Source organism: Pseudoalteromonas spongiae UST010723-006, from assembly GCF_000238255.3.
Lineage (GTDB): Bacteria > Pseudomonadota > Gammaproteobacteria > Enterobacterales > Alteromonadaceae > Pseudoalteromonas > Pseudoalteromonas spongiae.
In genome coordinates, this window is sequence record NZ_CP011039.1 from 2357881 (window position 1) to 2377919 (window position 20039).

The 20039-nt window shown below is 41.1% G+C and carries 18 protein-coding genes; 11 read left to right on the forward strand and 7 right to left on the reverse strand.

Features of this window, described 5'->3' with window-relative positions:
* Window positions 1-102: 102 nt before the first annotated feature.
* Together PSPO_RS10940 and PSPO_RS10945 are read right to left on the reverse strand one after the other, a co-directional pair.
* The gene (locus PSPO_RS10940; protein ID WP_010561814.1) at window positions 103-1335 is read right to left on the reverse strand and encodes an ammonium transporter; all 1233 of its coding nucleotides are present in this window, start codon (window positions 1333-1335) and stop codon (window positions 103-105) included.
* A 10-nt stretch (window positions 1336-1345) separates the two neighbouring features.
* Window positions 1346-1684: a P-II family nitrogen regulator gene (locus PSPO_RS10945; protein ID WP_010561815.1), complete on the reverse strand. Its 339-nt coding sequence runs from the start codon at window positions 1682-1684 to the stop codon at window positions 1346-1348.
* 295 nt (window positions 1685-1979) lie between these two features.
* On the opposite strand from PSPO_RS10945, the gene PSPO_RS10950 reads away from it, so the two are divergent.
* From PSPO_RS10950 to PSPO_RS10965, 4 genes are all read left to right on the forward strand, one after another.
* Window positions 1980-3188 carry a sensor histidine kinase gene (locus PSPO_RS10950; RefSeq protein ID WP_010561816.1) on the forward strand — a complete coding sequence of 403 codons (1209 nt, stop codon included), beginning with the start codon at window positions 1980-1982 and terminating at the stop codon, window positions 3186-3188.
* A gap of 18 nt (window positions 3189-3206) precedes the next feature.
* Window positions 3207-4310: a histidine kinase gene (locus PSPO_RS10955; RefSeq protein WP_010561817.1), complete on the forward strand. Its 1104-nt coding sequence runs from the start codon at window positions 3207-3209 to the stop codon at window positions 4308-4310.
* Between the two features lie 102 nt (window positions 4311-4412).
* Window positions 4413-4967 (forward strand): histidine kinase, encoded by a 555-nt coding sequence (locus tag PSPO_RS10960; protein WP_010561818.1) that lies wholly within the window; start codon window positions 4413-4415, stop codon window positions 4965-4967.
* Complete coding sequence (locus PSPO_RS10965; protein WP_010561819.1) at window positions 4957-5679, forward strand: LytR/AlgR family response regulator transcription factor; 723 nt, start codon at window positions 4957-4959, stop codon at window positions 5677-5679. Before PSPO_RS10960 ends, PSPO_RS10965 begins: the two co-directional genes overlap by 11 nt.
* A gap of 117 nt (window positions 5680-5796) precedes the next feature.
* On the opposite strand, the gene PSPO_RS10970 is transcribed toward PSPO_RS10965, so the two are convergent.
* Window positions 5797-7029 carry a GGDEF domain-containing response regulator gene (locus PSPO_RS10970; RefSeq protein ID WP_010561820.1) on the reverse strand — a complete coding sequence of 411 codons (1233 nt, stop codon included), beginning with the start codon at window positions 7027-7029 and terminating at the stop codon, window positions 5797-5799.
* Window positions 7030-7428: 399 nt separating this feature from the next.
* Window positions 7429-8208, reverse strand: a complete 780-nt coding sequence (locus PSPO_RS10975; RefSeq protein ID WP_010561821.1) for a DUF2189 domain-containing protein — start codon at window positions 8206-8208, stop codon at window positions 7429-7431.
* 321 nt (window positions 8209-8529) lie between these two features.
* Here PSPO_RS10975 and PSPO_RS10980 point away from each other — a divergent pair, with 321 nt between their 5' ends.
* From PSPO_RS10980 to serA, 5 genes are all read left to right on the forward strand, one after another.
* Entirely contained in the window at window positions 8530-10029 is a 1500-nt protein-coding gene (locus PSPO_RS10980) for a S10 family peptidase (RefSeq protein WP_010561822.1), read from the forward strand.
* 96 nt (window positions 10030-10125) lie between these two features.
* Window positions 10126-10650 (forward strand): hypothetical protein, encoded by a 525-nt coding sequence (locus PSPO_RS10985; protein ID WP_010561823.1) that lies wholly within the window; start codon window positions 10126-10128, stop codon window positions 10648-10650.
* A gap of 9 nt (window positions 10651-10659) precedes the next feature.
* Window positions 10660-11247: a 5-formyltetrahydrofolate cyclo-ligase gene (locus PSPO_RS10990; RefSeq protein WP_395388358.1), complete on the forward strand. Its 588-nt coding sequence runs from the start codon at window positions 10660-10662 to the stop codon at window positions 11245-11247.
* Between the two features lie 68 nt (window positions 11248-11315).
* Entirely contained in the window at window positions 11316-11972 is a 657-nt protein-coding gene (gene rpiA / locus PSPO_RS10995) for a ribose-5-phosphate isomerase RpiA (protein ID WP_010561825.1), read from the forward strand.
* A gap of 15 nt (window positions 11973-11987) precedes the next feature.
* Window positions 11988-13217, forward strand: coding sequence for a phosphoglycerate dehydrogenase (gene serA, locus PSPO_RS11000; protein WP_010561826.1), 1230 nt, complete (start codon window positions 11988-11990; stop codon window positions 13215-13217).
* A gap of 239 nt (window positions 13218-13456) precedes the next feature.
* Here the strand turns inward: serA and radA are convergent, their stop codons facing one another.
* A complete protein-coding gene (radA, locus tag PSPO_RS11005) occupies window positions 13457-14830 on the reverse strand; it encodes a DNA repair protein RadA (protein WP_010561827.1) in 1374 nt (457 codons plus the stop codon).
* A gap of 205 nt (window positions 14831-15035) precedes the next feature.
* On the opposite strand from radA, the gene PSPO_RS11010 reads away from it, so the two are divergent.
* Window positions 15036-17567 carry a PilZ domain-containing protein gene (locus PSPO_RS11010; RefSeq protein WP_010561828.1) on the forward strand — a complete coding sequence of 844 codons (2532 nt, stop codon included), beginning with the start codon at window positions 15036-15038 and terminating at the stop codon, window positions 17565-17567.
* 53 nt (window positions 17568-17620) lie between these two features.
* Here PSPO_RS11010 and serB read toward each other — a convergent pair whose 3' ends face one another.
* Entirely contained in the window at window positions 17621-18592 is a 972-nt protein-coding gene (gene serB, locus PSPO_RS11015; RefSeq protein ID WP_010561829.1) for a phosphoserine phosphatase SerB, read from the reverse strand.
* 83 nt (window positions 18593-18675) lie between these two features.
* On the opposite strand from serB, the gene PSPO_RS11020 reads away from it, so the two are divergent.
* A complete protein-coding gene (locus PSPO_RS11020; protein ID WP_010561830.1) occupies window positions 18676-19293 on the forward strand; it encodes an AhpA/YtjB family protein in 618 nt (205 codons plus the stop codon).
* Here PSPO_RS11020 and PSPO_RS11025 read toward each other — a convergent pair.
* Window positions 19260-20039 carry a TatD family hydrolase gene (locus PSPO_RS11025; protein ID WP_010561831.1) on the reverse strand — a complete coding sequence of 260 codons (780 nt, stop codon included), beginning with the start codon at window positions 20037-20039 and terminating at the stop codon, window positions 19260-19262. The genes PSPO_RS11020 and PSPO_RS11025 overlap by 34 nt on opposite strands.

Genomic DNA, 20039 nt, shown 5'->3' on the forward strand with positions numbered 1-20039 from the left:
ATAGCACCAGTACTAAGCATAGAATAATATTACAAATAAAAAAGCCCAACGCCATTAGGCATTGGGCTTTTGCGTGTTTGCAACTTAAACCAAACTAGCTGGTTAGATATTACCTCGTACGGTAACAAACTCAGGGTACGCATCTACACCACAATCGTGTTGGTCCATACCGTTAATTTCTTCTTCTTCGCCAACCCGAATCCCCATGGTTTTCTTAAGTACTGCCCAAACAATAAATGAGCTCACAAACACAAAGGCAAAGATTACTACTGCGCCAATTAGTTGATTTACAAAAGTCGCATCACTATTTGATAACGGCACTAACATAAGACCTAAGAAGCCGCATACACCGTGAACTGAAATCGCACCCACTGGGTCATCAATTTTAGCTTTGTCTAATGCCACAATGCTGAACACAACTAAGCTGCCACCTAGCGCGCCACCCAGCACCGCAAGTAACGGGCTTGGCGATGCAGGTTCTGCAGTAATTACAACAAGACCTGCAAGTGCGCCATTCAATACCATAGTTAAATCAGCTTTACGCCATAACACTTTACAAAGTAATAGTGCTGAGATTGCGCCAGCAGCCGCTGCCGCATTCGTGTTAAGTAAGATTTGACTCACTGCTGTGGCATTTTCTTTATCTGATAGCAGCAATTGCGAACCACCATTAAAACCAAACCAACCCATCCAAAGAATAAATGTACCTAGTGTTGCAAGCGGCAAATTAGAGCCCGGAATTGGGTAGATTTCACCATTTTTACCATACTTCCCTTTACGTGCACCCAATAATAATACACCGGCAAGCGCAGCCGCTGCCCCCGCCATATGTACGATACCTGAACCTGCAAAATCAACAAACCCCATCTCAGATAAGAAGCCACCGCCCCAAGTCCAGTAACCTTCTAATGGGTATATAAAACCAGTTAACACCACACAAAAAACTAGGAAAGACCATAACTTCATGCGCTCAGCAACTGCACCTGAAACAATCGACATTGCCGTTGCAACAAACACAACTTGGAAGAAGAAGTCTGATTGCAGTGCATGATCAGCATCTGCCGCTTCAGTACCAATCAGCATGCCCAATGACGGTAAAAAACCACCCTCGGCATTATCAACATACATAATGTTGTAACCAACAATCAGATAAACCGTACATGCTATCGCGTAAAGCGCGACATTTTTAGTTAAAATTTCAGTGGTGTTTTTAGAGCGTACTAGGCCCGCTTCTAACATTGCGAAACCCGCAGCCATCCACATTACTAAGATGCCAGACATTAAAAAGTAAAATGTGTCGAGCGCAAACTTTAATTCAACTACTGTGTTTTCCATGACATTCCCCTTAAATTGCCGCTTCGTCTAACTCGCCCGTACGAATACGAACAATTTGCTCTAGGTCATAGACAAAAATTTTGCCGTCACCGATTTTGCCGGTTTGTGCCACATTGGTAATTGCCTCAACCACACGGTCAACATTGTCGCTTTGCGTTGCAATTTCGACTTTAATTTTTGGAATAAAATCAACTTGGTACTCTGCGCCTCGATATAGCTCAGTGTGCCCGCGTTGACGTCCAAAACCTTTTACATCGACTACTGTCATGCCCTCAATGCCAAGATCTGACATCGCTTCTCTAACATCATCAAGCTTAAATGGCTTAATAATGGCGCTGATCATTTTCATAACGTGTACCTGTTGTTGTTTTTTATTTGTACTTACTAAATCCAACCTTTATGCCAATAATATTTTTTTATCTAATTCATAAAGTTATGTAATTTACAATGTGTTACAACAAAGTTAACGCACCACAAAGGTGCAGCAATAGTGGGTTTGTGAACGTTTTGGTGCAAAAAATGAAACAGCAAAAACTTGCTTTGGTGACCGTTTTTGACACAATATGCTATGTCTGAGTTAGCTGTTATGCTGAGCCGTACTAACTCAATGGAATAAAAAACAATAACAAAGGATATATAAGCAAATGGCTTATTGGGTTATCCAAGCTTTAATTGCTCTCATATTATTACTTGGCGGAATGTCAAATATAGACACCGACAAGGAAATGCATGGCCTTGCAAACACATTCGCGTATGCAGGCATACGCACTTTAAGCTTCTTTCTTATTACTCACTTTTTGATTCGCGCCCCCATTAATTTCTTACGCAACAAAGAAGTCGGATTTATGAAAGTCTTCATCTGTGGCTTAGTCTTTGTTACTGTTGGCTCATTTATAGGCAAGAGCATTCGCGATATAAGCAGAGACATGTTTGTGCCTATTGATAACGAAATTGCCTATTATCGAGCAAACCCCGATAAAGATCCGCTTAATCAGGTTAAAACAAACAGCGAAGTTGAAAAAAGCAAAGACATTCAAGATGAAACACCAACTAATGCGACAGCTAAATCTGAATTTAAAAGAGGTTTTAAAGAAGGGTTTGACCAAGCACAACTAAAAGCGCGAGAGGAACTTGAGAAAATTAATAGTGGAGACCAAGAAGCGATTGATCGTGCCTCTTCGAAACAATTAAAGTCTCAATTCGGTGCATTCCTTTTTTGGTTGTTTTGCTATCTACCGTTGTCAGCATTAAAACGTCGCTTCCAAGTTAAAACACAACTTAAGCAAAGTCAGATCGCATTACTAATGAGTCAGCTTAATCCGCATTTTTTGTTTAATTCATTAAACAGTATTCGCGGTATGATTTTCGAAGATAAACAGCTTGCTAAAGAGTTAATCGATAAACTAAATGAGCTTTTTCGCTACAACTTAACAGCAAATAAGCACCCTACGGTAAAATTAAAAGAAGAATTACGCATTTGTGAATTCTATCTTGATATTGAGCATATTCGCCTTGAAGAGCGCTTGTTAATTGAAATGCATGTAGATGAAACCTGCTTAAATATCAAAGTCCCCACTATGGGCATTCTTACGTTAATTGAAAACTCAATTAAGCACGGTATCGCTCCAAGGCAAGATCAAAGCCTGCTGATTGTTGATATTGCTAAACAAAAAAACCAACTTGTGGTGACCGTAAGTAATCCAATTTACACAGGCACCTATAAAGTCGAAAGCACAGGTACAGGGCAAGAAAACCTAATTAAACGCTTACAGCTAATGTATAACGAAAACGCCTCGTTAAACGCTGAGTTTAAAGACGATAAATATATCGCATGTTTAACATTGCCAATTTAAAAAGGTCAAAATCCGGTTATGAATTTCAGTTACATTCGAAATACCAGTCCTAACTATTGGCGATACCAAGGGCCGATCTTATTTGTATCAGCCTTAGTAACTCTCTTAGGTGTCTGGGGGATTTTTCAAGAACCTGACGGCCAAGAAATACCCATATTTCAACTTGGTTGGTACGGGGCATTAGCTCTCAGCACTTACCAGCTCATAATGATATTTGCGGCATTTCATATCGTGCTGCGCGGCGTTTATAAACACTATAAAACCTATGCTAAAACTAAGTGGAAACTGTTTTTACTGCTATTAGCTAGTTCCACCATCACTTCGTTAGTGATTATTGGTTTAGATTTTTTACCTATATTTCTCACATTAGTACCTTACTCTCTTGAAGAGTACTTAAACAGTATCATGCATTTGGATGGCTTAGGCGAGTCACTCGTAGCCTATGTTATTTATAATATTGTGTTTAATTTAGTGTGGGCTTACTGTTACGTACTTGCAGCTAGTATTTCAAATTATAAGCAGCTCGCATTATTGCTTAAAAAGCAAAAACTACAAATTTTAACCAACCGTGTTAACCCTGAGTTTTTATTCGATACCATGGAAGCGATTAAGCATCAAATTGATATTGATGAAGAAAAAGCGGCAGATCTTGTAACCAAAGCATCGGACCTTTTTCGTTACAACTTGATGTCGAGTAAAACAGCCGATGCAAAGCTCAATGATGAACTGGCCAGTTTAGCCAATTACCTAGAGTTACTTGAAGAACAAAAGCGTGCGCCAAGTAGTTACAGCTTAAAGCTTCATGACGCTGAGATATCACCTAATATCCCAAGTATGTCGCTTATTTTTATCTGTTCGTTTTTACTCAATACTGCACGTAACCGCAACGGCGAACTGACGATAGCAAGCTTTATAAAACACCAAAAATATCGTATCGAAATTGCGCATCAAAGCCACGGTAAGTTCTTTTTAGATACTGAACATTTCGATAATGTAAAAAGCCGTTTAGAGCACCAGTATAGTAACGATGCCAGCATCGTTTTAGTTAAAAGCGGTAAGCGAAGAAAAGTAGTGATTGAACTGCCAATTGACTGGCAACAACAACTAGAAAAAACAGCCTAACCATTCATCTCACTTTTTTGCCGTTTATCATTTTAATTGGCGAGATAATTTTAAAATCGATAGACTCAGAATAGTCTGTCAAAAAAGAGACTTTCTTTTTATATGTTTGAAAAAAATGCGGAAGCACCATTAAATCCACACTTCTTGTTTAATAGCATGAATGCTATCCGCTATATGATTTTCGAAAATCAAGATTTAGCGAGCGACTTACTTGGCAAACTTGCCGAGTTAATTCGCTACCAACTAAACGACGGTGTAGGTAATACCAGCGTTAGCGACGACTTAACTCAATTAGCACACTTGCTTGATTTAGAAGCGCTACGCCTTGAAGAACGAATTACAATAACAAAACAGTTCACTAAGCTTTCCAGCCCATATCCTTTAGCATGCTCTTTGCTACTGCCTATAGTTGAGTATGTATTCATCAAAAAAGATATTTACAGCGTTAGCCACAATGAACTACTTGTAAGCACCAATGAAACTGGCGGTGCGCTTACTTTTACACTTAAATTAACGCAAACACCAAAAATAAAGTCAGGTGACTTGCCATTAAACGAGCTAATTGCGAAGCTCGGCCTTGGTAATGTTTGCAGTGCAACACAAACCTGTGATGCGACCACTTACACGATGGAGTTAACTTTTAACAATGAGTATTAGAATAATAATTGTTGATGACGAACGTCTTGCTCGCAGTGAATTAAAACGCCTACTATCAAAACATAGCCAAATTGAAATTGTTGATGAGGCTAAAAATGCCGAAGAAGCGAGTGAAAAGATCGCTGAGCACAAACCGGATGCAATCTTCTTAGATATTCATATGCCTGGCGCAACCGGTTTAGAGCTTGCAGAATCACTCGGTGATGACGTGAATATTATCTTCTGTACTGCTTACGACCAGTTTGCCGTAGAAGCGTTTTCACTAAACGCGATGGACTATCTAGTAAAACCAGTAAACCCTGCTCGTTTAGCCGAAAGCATTGAAAAGTTAGAAAAACGTCTTGAACAAAGCGCATCGGCAAGTGGCCTACCGGATGATCACAAACTAATGGTGAAATACGGCGAAACTATGCGCATTATTGAGCTGAAAGAGATCATTCGTTTTGAGTCAATTGGTAACCATGCAGCGATTTATACACCGCACGGTAAAGCGTACTTGCACAGCTCGCTTAATAAAATTGAAGCAAAATTAGACGAAAGGCATTATTTCCGTGCCAGTCGCTCAGACATTATTCGTCTAGATGCAATTGAAAGCATGGAACAGGCAATTAGCTATGGCTTAACAGCGACGCTAAGCAATGGTCAAACGGTTGAAATCTCTCGCAGACAAGCAACCAAATTAAGACAACTACTTGAGTTTACGCAGCTGTAAGATTTCAGATTTCAGATTTCAGATTTCAGATTTCAGATTTCAGATTTCAGATTTCAGCAATATTAAAAGCTAAGAGTGTCAGTAGAGCACTCTTAGCTTACTCTTCAAAGGTTGGCTTTATTGGTGGATCACCACCTGATTTCGGCCACCACCTTTCGCATCATAAAGTGCCACATCGGCGCGATTAATTAGCTCTGTCAGTTCTTCGTCTTGCTGTAATTGAGCAACCCCCACACTGATAGACAAGCTAATAAATTGACCCGCAGCTTCAACTTGCATATTCGCGAGTGAAAAACGTAATTCATCAAGTTTTTCAAATGCTGCATCCTGATCTTCACCTCTAAACAGCACGGCAAATTCTTCCCCGCCGAGACGTGCCATCAGTGCATCACCAAATTGCTCTGTTAACTTATTTGATAAAAAGCTTAAAACTTCATCGCCCGCTTGATGTCCGTAACTATCATTTATTTGCTTGAAGTGATCGATATCAATGACGGCAATACTTAATAACGGTTGCTCTGCAATGATTTTCTCTGACGTTTGATAGAAGTAACGACGGTTATAAAGCCCTGTTAGATAATCTTTGTTCGCCGAATCTTTAATGGTCTCTATTAGGTTAAGCTGTTCCATTGTCATCATTACACGACAATGGAACTCCTCTGGTGCGAAAGGCTTTGTTAAAAAGTCATTTGCGCCATGCTTAATAAACTTGGCAGATAAACTATGATTGCCAGAACCTGAAATACCAATAATACCTAAACTATCACGCCCTCGTTTTGAGCGAATACTTTTAACTAACTCAAAACCATCTTTTTTCGGCATCGCAAAGTCGGTGAGTAGCAACTTAATGCTCTCATCAGCTAATAGCTTTTGATACGCTTGTTCACCATCTTCGGCTTCCTCAACATGGTACAACAAGCGCTCTAAGTTTTGACGCATCATAGTACGGCTAGTTTGCGAATCGTCGGCAATTAATACTTTAGTTCCTTGGTTACCTAATAGTTGCCCCAACTGCTTTACTGCATAGATATATGAATCGCGGTTTTCTTTTAGTACGTAATCCACCACACCCATTTCCAGCATTTGCTGACGCTTGAACTCATCAATACTGCCAGTTAAAACAAGTGTTGGAATACCACAACGTAAAGTCAGTGTGGCTACTTCACCATTACTCGCATCAGGTAAGTTCAAATCCACCAGCGCTAGGGTATACTTATTATTTTTGATAAGTCCTGCCGACTCTCTCAGCGATGCGGCAAAATCAACGGGAACAGATAAATACTGCGCGACTAGATGGCGCAACACTTGCTGCACCATTTTACTATCTTCAACGATTAGAATTCGTTGCATAGTTACACTCCAACTAAGCTTTTGTTACCTGCACGCAGGCTTGTTATTGTGCTCCCGTTATACCACATAACCATGAAAAAAAGGGAAACAAACGTTCCCCTTTTTTAAAATACACTAGGCTCTGTTGTTCTTTTCAGTTCTATTTTTGTTCTCTCTGAGCGCGTTTTTATCACGACGCTCGACGTGTAGCCTAGTAATCTAAGCGAATATCGAGCAACGCTTGCGAGTCTTGCTCACACCCCTTACCTCTATCCATGTAGGCAACAATGAAAAAATGCGCTCAATTAGCTTTTTACGGTGTTATCGGCTGACTCACATGTATAGCTATGTCACGCAGCCTCTACCTTGTATAAAATCCAATCACTGCAAAAACGAACGCAAAAAGATAACCGCCCCTTATTACTCGTAACCACGAGGGCCTTTGTGTTTTATGATGGCGATATAACCATGCCAGCTTGCATAGCTAAGCAGTGGCATGATTACAATAAACCCTGTTGCGCCAGTCAAAAAGCCTAATGCCACCAAAGCAACAATGCAAAATGCCCAAACAATCATGGCACCAATATTTTCTTTTACTGCATGTATCGATGACACCACAGCAGTCATAATATCCACTCGACGCTCCATCATGATTTGCGGTGTAAACGCTGAAATAGCAAATACACTACCGAGCATCACTGCACCAATTAACGACCCTAAGGTTAAAAACGCCGAGAGCTCGTCGAATGTTGGATTAACACTATTTGGGTATAACGCATGCACCAGTGCCGCTAAACGCATCCAAATAATCATAATCACCATTAACAGTACCGCAAAACCCCACTCGCCAACTGGGTTTCGAAACATTGACCTTAAACTATGACTTAGTGTGGGTTTGTGCTGCTTTTCCAGTTCCCACGCAATATCGTATAAGCCAACAGCAAAAGCCGGCCCAATTAGGGCAAATGCCACGGTGGCGGGTAAAATAACGAGATGGGTACCTGATTGATAGACAAAATATAAAATCGCGACAGGGATAATACTAAACACAACACCATAAAATAGGCTCAAAATTGGCGCACTCGCCATATCTTTAAAACCAAGGGCAAGCCAATGCAGAGGGGCAAATAGTCCAACCTTATTGCACTCTAAACATCTGGCAAAAGTCGCGTGCTTATCTGCTACTGGAGTTTGAGGCATAACTTTCTCCTTAATTGAATCAGTTAGCGGTGACAATATCGCTCATAGTTACTGTACGTATCAATACAAACAATGGGTTTGTTTTTTTGCTTTAACCATTTAATAGCGTTTTAAATACAATGCTTGTTGCGCTGTAAAAACGGCTTATATGTAAAAAGTCAAAGTGCATCATTGTTTTATATACGTCATTAATCAGTATAGGGTAGATTTAGTAATTCAACGAAAAAATGCCTATATTGGTCTCACTCTCTTTGACCGCACAAGCAAAAATTAAGTAGTCTGCTTGCTAACCTAATCCACATGTTTAACGACAGGGCCAACATGAAAAAGCTTATTCAGTTAGTCGTTTTTTCAGCGCTTGCGATATCAAACCAATCACAAGCCACTGATAGAAAAATAACAATCGACAGTAAACAAACCTCTAATCACCAAGTAAAAATCTTAGGTAACAAGGTTAAGTACAGTGCAACAATTGGCACGCAACCGGTATGGGATGAGCAAGGTAACGCGATTGCCAGTTTGCATTACACGTATTATAAAAAGTCAGGTGTGAAAGACTTTAGCAAACGCCCATTACTTATTTCGTTTAACGGTGGACCTGGTTCGGCTTCGGTTTGGATGCACCTTGCTTACACAGGCCCTAAAATCTTAAATATTGATGACGAAGGCTACCCAGTTCAGCCTTATGGCGTTAAAAGTAACCCTTACTCTGTGCTTGATGTCGCTGATATTGTCTACGTTAATCCAGTAAACACAGGCTATTCTCGTGTTCTTGAAAATGACAAAGGTGAACTGCCAAGTAAAGATAAACAAAAAGAGTTATTTTTTGGTGTTAATGCCGATATTAAATACCTAGCTGATTGGATTAATACCTTTGTAACACGTAATAACCGCTGGTTATCACCAAAATTTCTAATTGGTGAAAGTTACGGTACAACACGTGTTTCTGGTCTTGCACTTGAATTGCAAAATCGCCAATGGATGTACCTAAATGGCGTAATCTTAGTATCACCTACTGAAATTGGTATTAAACGCGAAGGCCCAGTTGAAGCCGCTAATCGCATTCCTTACTTTGCCGCAACGGCTTGGTATCACAACAAGTTAGATGCTAACTACCAAAACATGCCACTAACAACGTTTTTAGCCGAAGTTGAAGACTTTACAATCAATAAAGCGATCCCTGCAATTAGCAAAGGTGGCTTTATTAATATTGATGAAAAACAACAAATTGCCGCAACCATCGCTAAATACACGGCACTGAGCGAAACCTTTGTACTACGCAATAATCTTGATATTCCTAATGCCGCGTTTTGGAAAGAATTGCTGCGTGAAGATGGCTTTACTGTGGGTCGTTTAGATTCACGCTATAAAGGTATCGATAAGCGTGATGCAGGCAGTCGCCCTGATTATTGGGCTGAACTAACCTCATGGTTGCACTCATTTACACCAGCAATTAATTACTACCTGCAACAAGAGCTCGGCTACAAAACCGATTTAAAATACAACATGTTTGGTTCGGTTCACCCGTGGGACCGTAGCAATAATAAAACCGGCGAGAATCTGCGCTTAGCAATGGCGCAAAACCCCTATTTGAATGTAATGGTGCAATCTGGTTATTTTGATGGTGCAACAAACTACTTTGATGCCAAGTACACTATGTGGCAACTTGATCCGAGTGGCAAAATGCGCGAACGCTTAAGCTTTAAAGGTTACGAAAGCGGGCACATGATGTATCTTCGCCGCGCCGATTTAGAAACATCAAACCAAGATGTACGCGAGTTTATTTTAAACTCCTTGCCTTCAGGTCCAGCTAAGTACTAATCACATTTAAAAGCAGCAGTTCTTGCTGCTTTTTAACTTTGCAAAAAAGCTTTTAACAACTATATACTTAGCAAAACAATTAATTTTGCTAAGTATATGAGCTATCGCATTCAATTCGCCCAATTAAGTAACAATGTCACCACTGAACAGGCGAAAACAATCTTAACAACAAAATTAAAACTGTCTGATGCAAAAGCTACACAGTTTCTTGCGGGCAAGCTCATTTTTAGTCCTATCTCGCAAGACAAAGCAATAAAACAGCAAAAAACCTTCTCTGCGCTCGGCATTAAAGTCAAAATAGTCAATGCAAACAAAGCGCAAACACAAGAACCTGAGCACGATGTCGACCAGCGTATTTTGGCTGCGCTTGACTATATAACCACATCAATTATTCGCCTTGAAGAAAAAGTCGATGACTTAGCTCGCCTGCAACAAGAACAAAATGGCGAAATCGACTTAGAGCTCGAAAATAACAGTTGGGGCGAAGAGCTTGAGTTTGATGAAACCGCTGAATCAAATAACAAACCAAAAAATATCAATTGGTTGTTCTTTGCTTTAATTGCCATTTTGCTGTCTTTACTTGGTGTAATTGTCGCATTTCCTAATCTACTGCCCTTTTAATATTTAAATATTGCTATGGAACGTCAAAATATTCGCAAGTTAATGCGAGAACGTCGCGCTCAACTTTCAGAAATTGAACAACTTGAAGCCGCGAAAAAAATTAACGTGAACATTTTTCAACACTTTAAAAACGCCAGTATACGCCGAGTTGGGATCTACTTATCAAACGATAGCGAAATTGATACCTCATTGATAATTGAGGAATTATGGCGTAAAAGCATCGAAGTTTACCTGCCTGTACTACACCCCTTTTGCCACGGTTACTTACTCTTTCAAAGGTATGAGAAAAATTCACCCATGACGCCAAATCGCTATGGTATCTTGGAACCCAAGTTAAATTGTAGTCAGGTTTGTTTGGTTGAAGACTTAGATGTGCTTTGCACACCACTTGTCGCTTTTGACCAACAAGGTAACCGCCTTGGTATGGGTGGCGGCTATTATGATCGTACGCTCGCTAAATATTATCGCGAACAACGCACCAAGCCCGAAATTATCGGCCTTGCCCATGATTGCCAACACATTGACCAATTACCGATTGAAAGTTGGGATGTACCACTTAAAACCATAGTAACGCCAAAAAAGTGTTATTTATGGTAAGCATGTAAGGTGCAACTAGGTATAATACTTACAACTCTAAAATCCGTTCAAACATTAGGCCTTTACCTATGACTCAAGATGAAATGAAAAAAGCAGCTGCATGGGCAGCACTGGAATACGTTGAAAAAGACAGCATCGTTGGTGTTGGCACAGGTTCAACGGTTAACCACTTTATTGATGCACTTGCGAGCATTAAAGATGACATTCGCGGTGCCGTTTCAAGTTCAGAAGCCTCAACTGAAAAGCTAAAAGCACTCGGTATTGAGATTTTCGAATTGAACGATGTTGATAGTTTAAGTGTGTATGTTGATGGCGCAGATGAAATCAACTCACTTAACGAAATGATCAAAGGTGGCGGTGCTGCGTTAACACGTGAAAAAATCGTGGCAGCAGTTGCTAAACAGTTTGTTTGTATTGTTGATGAAACAAAGCTTGTTGATGTACTTGGCAACTTCCCATTACCGGTTGAAGTGATTCCAATGGCACGCAGCTATGTAGCACGAGAATTAGTACACCTTGGTGGTGACCCAGTTTATCGCGAAGGCGTTATCACAGATAACGGTAATGTCATTTTAGACGTGCACAATATGCATATCGACAACGCCAAACAAACTGAACAAAAAATAAATCAAATTGTTGGTGTAGTAACCAATGGTTTATTTGCCGAGCGCGGCGCAAACACAGTGATTGTAGGTACACCACAAGGACCTAAAACGCTGAAGTAATATTTAGGAAAGGTTATGAGCAAGGTATCGTTAGCAAAAGACAAAATTAAAATTTTACTGCTTGAAGGCGTGCACCAAAGTGCCGTTGAAACACTAAAGCGTAATGGTTACACCAATATTGATTATGTTAAAACGTCCTTGCCTGAGCCTGAACTGATTGAGCGTTTACGCGACGCACATTTCGTTGGTATTCGCTCACGTACTCACTTAACTGAAGCTGTACTTGAACAAGCAGATAAACTGGTTGCTATCGGCTGTTTTTGCATTGGTACCAATCAAGTATCACTAGATGCAGCGCAGAAATTTGGCATTCCAGTATTCAATGCTCCGTTCTCAAATACACGTTCAGTAGCTGAACTCGTACTCGGTGAAATTCTACTGCTATTACGCGGTATTCCTGAGAAGAACGCCAAAGCACATCGCGGTGAATGGCAAAAATCAGCTGCAGGTTCATTTGAAGCACGTGGTAAAACCTTAGGTATTATCGGTTACGGCCACATTGGTACGCAGCTAAGTATTATGGCTGAAAACATCGGCATGAAAGTACAGTTCTTCGATATCGAAGATAAGCTGGTACTTGGTAATGCGACGCAAGTACAAAATTTAACGCAGTTATTACAAACATCCGATGTAATTAGCCTACACGTACCTGAAACAGCGCAAACCAAAAACCTAATTGGTGCTGCAGAACTAGAAGTTATGAAGCAGGGCGCCATTTTAATCAACGCGTCACGCGGTACGGTAGTGGACATTGATGCACTTGCCAGCAGCTTGCAAGAAAAGAAAATCGCCGGTGCAGCTATTGATGTATTCCCAGTAGAGCCAAAAGGTAACGACGAAGAGTTTGTTTCGCCACTGCGCGAATTTGATAACGTGATTCTAACGCCACACATTGGTGGTTCAACACAAGAAGCGCAAGAAAACATTGGTGTTGAAGTAGCAGGTAAACTCGCCAAGTACTCAGACAACGGTTCAACGGTATCGGCTGTTAACTTCCCTGAAGTATCGTTGCCAGAGCTGGCTAATCGCAGCCGCCTATTGCACATTCACCACAACCAACCGGGCGTACTAACACAAATTAACCAAGCGTTTACCCAACACGGTATTAATATCGCAGCGCAATACCTGCAAACAAACGAAACCATTGGTTACGTGGTCATTGATGTAGAAACAGATCATTCAGAAGTGGCATTAAAAGAGCTACGCGCCATCGACGGTACGATTCGCGCGCGTATTCTTCACTAATAACCACGTCAAAACAGCATAAAAAAAGCAGCGTTACGCTGCTTTTTTTATAAATAAGTCATAAGATAAAAAGAGATTATACCAATTCTGTTAAGTATGTGATCAGGGATAGCGCTGGATAAATGAAATGCTAACAAGGCGGAATTTTTCTTATGTAGTTGTTCTACATTGATAAATTCTAACGCAGTTAGCATGATATTTAGCCCGCTAGGATGATCAGCTATTTAAGTGAATTGGTATTAAAACAGCGCTTCCAACGCTTGTGACAGCGAACTCACCCCTATCACTTCCATACCTTCAATTTGCTCTTTTGGTTTATTAGCTATCGGCACAATAGCGCGTTTAAAGCCATGCTTTGCCGCTTCTTTTAATCGTTCAACACCACTTGGCACAGGACGAATTTCACCGCCTAGGCCTACTTCACCAAATACCACTAATTCGCGTGCCAGTGAGGCATTTTTAAAACTTGAAACAAGCGCTGTAATGAGGGCTAAGTCGGCGCTGGTTTCAGTAACCTTTACACCACCCACCACATTTACAAATACATCTTGATCAGATACTTGCAGGCCACCATGACGGTGCAATACCGCTAGTAACATTGCCAAGCGGTTCTGTTCAAGGCCCACAGTAACGCGCCTTGGGTTACCAAGCTGCGAATAATCTACCAATGCTTGCACCTCAACCAGCAGTGGTCGTGTGCCTTCCCAAATCACCATAACTAGCGAACCTGGTGTTTGCTCGTCTGAACGATTTAAGAAAATAGCCGATGGGTTACTGACTTCTTTTAAGCCTTGCCCTGTCATGGCAAATACGCCTAACTCATTTACCGCTCCAAAACGGTTTTTGTTGCCACGCAGCGTTCTAAAGCGGCTATCGCTGCTACCTTCAAGTAAAATAGAACAGTCAATACAATGCTCTAGCACTTTCGGACCAGCCAAAGAACCATCCTTAGTAACATGGCCAACCATAATAATCGCCACTTGGTTTTGCTTGGCAAAACGCGTCAAATAAGCAGCACCTTCTCGAACTTGCGATACACTGCCCGGCGCCGACTGAATATCGGCCATATGCATTACCTGAATTGAGTCAATAACCATAATTTGCGGCTTTTCTCTAAGCGCTAATTGGCAAATCGTTTCTACATTGGTTTCAGCGAGGGTTTTCAGTTTATCGGTGGGTAAACCAAGGCGTTTCGCTCGCATTGCCACCTGCTGCAGCGATTCCTCACCAGTAACGTACAAGGTATTCATATTTTGTGCGAGCAAACACATGGTTTGTAGCAGTAAGGTACTTTTACCTGCACCTGGAGAACCACCAATTAAAATTGCACTACCCGGCACCACACCGCCACCCAGTACGCGGTCAAATTCAGCAAAGCCTGTTGTAAAACGTGGCAATTGTTCAAGATTAACCTCATCTAAGGTTTGCACCTTAGCTTCAATCGCGCCCGCATAACCGGCTGTTGCGCCACCACTTCTTGGTGTTTGCTTAATTGATGGCACACGAAATTCAGTCACCGTATTCCACGCTTTACATTCACCACATTGACCTTGCCAACGGGCGAATTCTGCGCCACACTCACTGCAAACAAATGCAGTTTTATTTTTAGCCATAAAAACCGACTCTTTTAAATTTGTACGCAATATGCACCTAACACTCGTTAAATCAATGTTTCTTGCTAGGATACTGGTATAGTAATTGCTTCAGTTAATAAATCACGCTTCACCGCTAAATGCGACAAGCTAAAATCAAAATTGTTTGATATCTTAACCTATTCAAGCAAGTAGAATAATAAAAATTAAGGAACAATCCGTTTTTATGGCTGAAGATGTATTGATAAAGTATCAATCGCTTATTGAAGAGCTCAAGCGCGACTTGGGACGCCCTAATTTTGATGCGATTTTTACTAAAAAAACCAAAACATTAAGCAGTTCGGAACGGTTCCTTATAAAAATGGAAATGAACCGTCTACTTCAGCCAATCAATCGCTTTATTGATTTACGCGGACAAGTAACCGGTGATGTGCGCGCCTACAGCTATAACGGTAAGCAGCACTTTATGGATGAAATTGCCATCAATGTATTTGAGGCAGGAATTCGCCGCTATAAACGTTACACCCTTGCCGTTTATGAAGCGGTAATGAATACCGAAAACAATCACAAAGTAATGCAGCGCAAAGCGCAAGAGCGTGGCGAGCTTGCCCCTCAACCAGTTGGCAGTAGCGAGCAAAAAGAAGAAAAGCCCAGCGTCAATTGGGTATCTTTTGCCTCATACGAGTCGCGCTCGGAAGAGCGCATGAATTACTCAATTAAAGTAAAACTGTTTTTACCCTCTGGCAGCGAAATTGAAGCATCTACGTCGGATATTTCCGTCAGCGGTTGTAAAGTTAAACTCTATTCGCGCTACCAAGTACGTAAAGGCGAAACCATTCGCATGCGCCTAATGGGTTTAGAGCAAGACTTTGAGCTAGGGCTTAAAAACGGTTTGGAATACGAAGTGGTTGCCGTTGAGTCGGTCAATGCAGAGCTGAATCATGTGCGTATGAAACGCACCTTCAGCGATGACAACAAAACCATAGATGAATTTTTAAAAAGCTTTATTCACGGCAACAAGCGCCGTTATAAAGTGAATTTAGATAACACCCTTGATGCCGTTGTTGTAAAAGGTTATGAGCAATATTACTTGCCACGTGTTGCCTCACTGTTTGTATTTTTAAGCGTAAAAGACGCGCGCGTTATTCCGAATATAGTGCTGTCTAACGAAAATAATTTAAATGTTGCACGCTATTTTAACGATGAAAATCGCAACTCAGTACTGCCACAAATATTAAATTCAGCCCGTATTAACCAATTACAAAACACCCCAGGTGATGTTAAGCAAATAAATTTATACTGCTTCACACATACTAATAACGGTAAGATTTTCTATTATTCAGCAAGCGAGAGCGAGCTAAATAACACTCCGAATTTACGTAATTTATTTTGGGGCTTTGCCAGCCAAAAGCCGAGCTTTAGAGTGTTCAATGTACAGCTTATGCCGTGCTCAAGTGAAGACAGTTATATTCCTTTATCCTTGCCAGACAGTGCTAGCAGCGAAATTGCTAAACTCAATAAACCACCTTCTCCGCGCGTGCAAGGCATTTTAAAAGATACCAAGTATTTATTGTTGTTAACTGACATCACTAGTGCATCGTCAAGCGATACGTTAAAGAAAATTACATTTGATAAAAGCCATGTTAATCACTTAAAACAATATGGTCATCAAAAACTGCGCAGCTACCCAGATGTTGAGTTTGTAGCACTTGATTATATTAACTTGCGCAACGAAACACGTTATTTATACAAAACCCCCATTCAATTAGAACAAGAAGAAAAAGGTGAGCTAACAGGTCACACATTGGACTTCTCGGTGAATGGCTTACAGCTTGAACTTGCCGCCCCCACCGATTATGAAAAAGGCGATTTACTGCTGGTCGCGTTACCTGAGTTACAAAAACTAACCAAGAAATACCAGCTGAGTAAATTAGCCTATGAAGTAATGGCGGTTAGTAAAACCAAAACAGTTGTAAATTTACGCACCTATAAACCAACTACCGATATGGAGCATCAAGGCTCACGCTTTTTTAATCAGTTAATTGAAAACAATAAATCAAAGCTTGTTGCTTCAGAAGAGTCACCCAAAACACCGGGGCTTTCGACCGCTCTGCGTAATATGGTGACGAAAAATGTCTGCCAATTTCCGTTTTATTTGCACAAACGAGGATCTCAAATCAAAGTTGGCGCCATTGCAAAAGGCCTTTATCCAAGCAGCTGCCACTTATTGCTAAGTCATATGGCCAGCTTAACTAAGAACTTTGAATTTAAGCATTTAATTAAGCATAACGCGTTTGATAATTTAATTGGCGCACCTCTTAAAGATATGGCGCGTCATGATGCGCCGCTGCAATTTGATTTATTTGTTCGCTTACAGCCAAAAGAACGCGATCCCGATAAAGCACTGGTGACTGAATTACTTGACTGCAAACAAGTTAATAACCGTAAAACCTTTGTTGCAGCAAGTGTTAGAGAAGATCTGTTCTTTGCCTTTCGTTTATATATTTCGCGTACTGGCCGACCAGATACCGATTATATCGCCAAAGAGTTAGGTTATATCAGCCAATATGCGCAGCACAAAGCAAAAGATTTAGAAGAAGAATTGTGGTCGGTTATTGGTGTAGGTGATGCACTTGATATCACACAGGAAGTTTTAACCCGTTATGCCATTGCGCCAGACGTGCAAAGCAACCTTAATAAACGCAAAGTGCTTTGGTCTAAAACAGCGCAATACCAATTAAGCAATTTATTTGAGTAATCGTTATCTTTAGCCTGAATTAGTAACACTAAATCAGGCCGTGTTTCGCTTATTTATTCAGGCAAACTAATGAAATAAAGCACCTGTAACAAGCTGCCAAAATTAACGGCCACATCTGCCGTCTCAGCAACAAGAGGCTTACCATGAACCGCAACCCCAAGGCCACTTGCCGCCATCATCACTAAGTCATTTGCACCATCGCCCATTGCCATCGTTTGCGACTTATCAATATTAAGCTCTTTGGCATATTGCGTTAAAAAACGTGCTTTTTCGTCGGCATCAACAATTGTGCCCAACACCTTACCGGTAAGCGCTTTGCCATTATCTTCTAGGGTATTAGCGTGAACTGCATCAAGCTCAAGTAATGTTTGCACACGCTCAGCAAATGGAATAAAACCGCCTGATGCAATGGCAAGCGTCCATCCGTTCGCTTTTAAATGCTGACACAGTGCTTTTACGCCCGGCATTAACGGTAGGTTATCTTTAAGCTCTGCCATTAACTCGAGCGACACACCTTCTAATTTTGCAACGCGTTTTCGCAGGCTTTCAGAGAAGGGTAATGCCCCTTGCATTGCTTGGCGCGTAACACTGGCCACTTCGTCATACACATTGGCTAAACGGGCAATTTCATCGATGCATTCAATTTGAATAGCGGTTGAGTCCATGTCCATAACTAACAAACCAGGTTGGTTAATTGTTGGTGCATTTGCAAATACATTAACTTCTAACGCTTGATTTGGCGCCAAAAAGTCACTCAGCTGTTTTTTTACAGCTGCTACATTTGCGCTAACTTTTAAGCCCAACGCACTGGGTAAGTCTGGGTGAGGTGCAACTTTTGCAACCGCTGCCACAGGCAACGCTGAAAGCGAGGTTAATAACGCGCTGCTTGGTTCAAGCTGTGGTTGCAATGTAGAAAGCAAAACAAAACATGTTTCACTTGGCTCATTGGGCTCTGCAACTGAATGCCATTTATTATTCTCTAAGTTTGAGAAAAACTGCTCAAACTCCACCATACTTTCAAACATATGTGACACGCTCACTACTCGACTTATGTGTTGTTGCAATTTAACCAAGAAAAAAGCACACTGTCCAAAAGGCATTGAGCAAAATGAAAAAAAACCAAGACCGCAATCCGGCTTTCGCCTCAACATACCAAAGAATATCGCGCTTAATGATTGCTGCGATATGCTTTATTGCGCTTACCCATATTGGTTTTAATACTAGCTTTAAAGGCCACCAAATACTTAACAATCAAAGCCAAACCACAGCGCAAGGGCTAGCTCAGCAGTTGGCATTAAGTGCACGATTTGCCATCAAAGATCAAGATACCCAAGCGTTAACGCGCTTAGTTAACAACTTTGCACAAGATGAATTTATTCAAACTGCCGCTGTGTTTGATAAGTTTGGTAATTTACTGTCGCAAAGCGATTTTGCCGCGTCTTATCAAGATTTATTAAAAACCCCAAATGCCTTACCCGGTTTATCTAAACTAGCGACACCGATTATTGATGATGTGTTTGTTGAGGGTGAACGTGTTGGCTTTGTTAGACTTACCTATACTTTTCCGGCCGCCATCCGCGACGGTCATGATTACCTGCATGAAGTAAGCAAGCAAATTGCCCTTATGTTGATTTTAAGTGTGGTATTAACTTGGGTATTAGCGCGTAAAATCAAGCGCTGGCAGGTTAAACGCTATATTCGCAATACTGAGCAAGACGAAGAGTAAAGCTGTTCGGCAAGCATTATTCGGGCGCTTTGCGTCTCGATACCTTTTAATTCACACAATTCATCAAATACCCGCGTTATCTGCGACGGTGTATTGCGCTCCCCTTGAAAACCATAAAGCGGCATTGAAGGTGCGTCGGTTTCTAGCACTAAGTTTTCAATCGGCATACTAGCAATCACATCACGTGTTTTTTGTGCACGCGCGTAGGTAATTGTGCCACCAACGCCTAACTTAAAGCCTTGCTCAACATAGTAATTAGCAACCTGCGCTGAGCCACTAAACGCGTGAATAATACCGCCACATTTTGGTTTTAGTATTTTAAACGCCTCTGCAATTAAGTCATGACTTTTACGATGATGCACCACCAGCGGCAGTGACAACTGATTCGCAAGCTCAATATGCTGTATAAAAAGTTGCTGTTGGTAATCGAGCTTTTCGATACTGCGATCGATACCGCACTCGCCTATTGCTACCAAAAATTCGCGATGACTTTTGGCAAGCGTTGCAAGGCGTTCGAAATCACCCTCTTGATGCTCATATAAAAAATACGGGTGCAACCCAAGGGCTTTGTAAAAAGTAATATCTTGGGTATTTTCAAGGCAAAGTAACTTGGCGCTTTGTGCAAGCGTTACGCCCGGTACCAGCATGTGCGACACATTAAAGTGTGCCGAATCTGCTAACACCTTGTCACGGTCATTTTCAAACTCATCAAAGTCGATATGACAGTGTGTATCAAAAAACGCCAT